The following is a 3,229-nucleotide window of genomic DNA, read 5'->3' on the forward strand; positions in this document are numbered from 1 at the left end:
CGGGGTCCATTTGATTTCAGTGCAGAAAGTGACGGTTCGTGCCTCCCCGCAGAGCGAGGATTGGCGCGGGGTCTGCTCCAGGGGCGAGCGTAAGTGCTTGTCACGCTTTGAGTTTCTGTTGGTCTCCTAATCGGTCGCTGAGAGCCTGTTTGCGTGGTCGATTTCAGCTGCCAGCACTCGTTTTCGCTGCAGCAATTGACGGCAGGATCTGACCGGCGTAACGTTCCAGCGGGAAGCGGAAGACGCCGCGCAGGTTGATCCCCTCCAAGCGCGTCGGTGCAATGCGCCCAGTCAACTCAGGCGGCACGATCTGTCGCCTGTTGGCCCATCGGTCCAGTACGGCCTGCATCTGAGCCGTGTTCCACGCCATCACGATGTTGGCCAACAGGCTCAAGGCGTCGGCCACTGCCTGCATCTCGTCGGTACGCCGAGCCTGGGCCGATCCAACACGACCGGTGTAGATGGCGCGCTTGAGCGCGTTCACCGCCTCGCCCCGGTTCAGAACCCGGCGCAGTTCCCTGCGGAAGCCGGCATTGACGAAGTAGTCCGCCAGGAAGGCGGTCCTGAGCAGCTTGCCCAACTGCACACCGGCGTCGTAGATCGGGTCCCCGCGCGCCGCAGAACCGAACCTGGCCAGCGCCGTCACCGCACTGGCGTGACCTGTCTGCACCGAGGCCGCCAGATGCACCAGCTGGTCCCAATGAGCTTCGATCAGTGTCGTGTCCACGCTGGCCTCACACACGGCGGCGATCTCCACAGGGATTGTCATTCCTCGCGGCACGAACAGGTGGCGTTGCCGCAGTTCGCGCAGCCGCGGGCATAGATCGAAGCCCAGCAGACGCGATAGCGCCATCGCGAAGTCGGTGTAGCCGTGCGTGTCGACAGCCAACTGCGACACCTCCACCCGCTCCTGTCTCACCACCCCTTCGATGGCGGCACCGGCCTGGCGCTCATTGAGCACAATCGGCTGGGCGTGGAAGATTCCCCAACGATCGCGCACGTGGCTGTAAACGCCGATGGAGGCTGTCTGGCGTCGTGGATCCTGGCGTGCCTGCCATACCCGGCGGCTGGTCTCCAGACTCATCATGTCCGAGGAGGCCAGATCGGCTCGGCCCCACGTTGCCGCTACCGCATGGCGCTGCATGAACTCCAGCACCGCCTGGCAGGCCAGGGCCAGCCGCCGCTCATCGCCCGCCCAGCGCATTGCCTGGCGGATGCTGGGAGCCGATAGCTGCGGGATCATGCGGGCGCACTCTGCGGCCGTCAGGCTGGTGCCGTGCGCCAATATGCCGGCGTAGGTCATCAGCAGTTCCTGGCTCGATCTGGGCTCACGCCCGAGCATGATCCAGCTGAAGCGCACCTGAGCGTCCACGGCCAGGATGACCTCTGGCAGTTGCACCTCGCCGATGCGCTGGTCAAGCCGGCTACGCAGTTTGGTGACTTCGGGATCTTCGTCTTCGGCGGCCAGGGGCGCCAAGTGCAACTCGTCGTCCACGCGCAGCAATCCGACGCGAGTGGCAGCCGCCACCGCGTCGATACCTGTGCGAACGCGTGCAAGCAACGGTGTGAGGAAGTCACTGGCCTTGGCCGGCAGCTGCAGCCGGGCGTAGTGGCGCCGGGCTTCGGTCTTCCAGCGCTCATCCGGGATGAACAGCCGCTCGCGGCCGCGGAAGCTCAAGGAGTGCTCAATCCAGACCGAGCCGTTGCGCAGCGCTCGGCGCAAGGCAAACAGAGTGGCCACCTCCAATGCCCGGAACGCCCGCTCACGGTCGACGTCAGCGATGGCTTGACGCCATGCCGGGCCCAGGCGCGCTGCCGTGACCTCGCCCGGCAGGCTCTTGGTGCCGCCAGCGTACAGGGTGCGCAGCCTGTCCAACGCGTCGATGGCCGGATGCTCGCCCGTGGCTTGCCAGGCCAGCCCGCTCACTGCCACCAGCAGCGAGCGCACCGGGGCAATGGCGTCGATGAGGTGCTGGCGGATGATCGACGCTCGACTGGGCGGGCGCCGGGCACGCTTGACCGCGACCAGACTGACCAAGCGCGAACGCAGTTCGGCATCTGGCACCTTCTCCTGGGCCGCAAGATCGGTCAGTTCCTGGAGCAATTGCTGGTACTGCTGCGCCCAGTCAACCGTTGCCGTCACACCGTCGGCGCACTGCCGCCAGAGGTCGGCCACACGACGCTGGAACATGAGGATGAGCTGATCTGTGGCCGTCAGCAGGCAATAGCGCAGGAAGCAGGCCATCTCGACAGTGCGTGCCGGCTCCTTGATCCGGGCGCTGATCGAGGGCGCACGGGAGGCCATGCGCCGCGCATACCGGCGCACCAATACGTCGTTGAGATGGCCCAAGTGTTGATCGATCCCCAAATCCGTCAGGAAGGCAATACGTTCGAGCACCTCGGTGATCTGGCGCGTCGAGTGCTTGGCCGGTGCGCTCCACAGCCAGCTCTGGCTGTGCTGGCCATCCAGGCGCGCACTGTCCAGCGCCGACGCCCAGCGTTTGAGAAGGCCGGGTGGCACTGCGGCTCGGATCGCCTGGGCAGTGGCGGCCTCGAGTTCGGTCAGTGCAACCGCCACCAGGCTGCGGATGACACGGTCGTGCACGATGAGGAGCCGGTGTTCGTACAACCAATGCCGGGCATGCAGCAGCAGCCGCTCACGATCGGCGCTGTGGGTCACTTCATCGCGCAGAACTCGCACCAACGCTCGACGCTGGTGCTCGGTCATCCAGGCAAAGCCCAGCGCCTCGCAGGCCTGCTGCTGGTGATCGAACAGGGTTCGGCCACGGGCGTACAGCGCACGCAGCGACGCCAGGTCGGGGGTGGTGATGCCCAGCATCTGGCCCAGGTGACGCAGCAAGACGGGCGGGACCGCACGCACACTGTTTAGCGGCCGGCCGCTCATGCGCACGAAACCGATGTGCAGTGCCAGGCCCAGCTTGTGGTTGTCGCCTCGCCGCCTTGAGATCAGCTCCAGCTCGGCTTGACTGAAGCTGAAGAAGGCCTGGAGTTCAAAGTCAGTGAGCTCGCGCGGCAGATCGCGCAGGCCAAGGTATGGGGTCTGCCAGCCTTGCATTTCGGTTGCTCCTCGTCTCTCGAAAGGCAGCCAACGATACGCGGCGAAATACCGAACAGCAATCCCTTTGAAATCAACAAGTTACCTGCCCATGCCCGCGCCGTTGCTGGGGAAGCGAACCGTCACTTTTGACACTGAAATCAAATGGACCCC

1 protein-coding gene is annotated in these 3,229 nt (G+C 65.1%); it reads right to left on the reverse strand.

Annotated elements, in window-relative coordinates; all coding sequences use genetic code 11:
* Nucleotides 1-163: 163 nt before the first annotated feature.
* On the reverse strand, nucleotides 164-3,076 hold the full coding sequence (locus H8R02_RS29910; protein ID WP_070401344.1) for a Tn3 family transposase: 2,913 nt from the start codon (nucleotides 3,074-3,076) through the stop codon (nucleotides 164-166).
* Nucleotides 3,077-3,229: the final 153 nt, after the last annotated feature.

This window comes from Ramlibacter albus (assembly GCF_014297445.1).
GTDB classification, from domain to species: Bacteria; Pseudomonadota; Gammaproteobacteria; order Burkholderiales; family Burkholderiaceae_C; genus Ramlibacter; species Ramlibacter albus.

Bases quoted from the DNA above. Each gene is read 5' to 3' on its own strand.
- H8R02_RS29910 (WP_070401344.1), bottom strand. From the start codon at position 3,076: ATGCAAGGCTGGCAGACCCCATACCTTGGCCTGCGCGATCTGCCGCGC.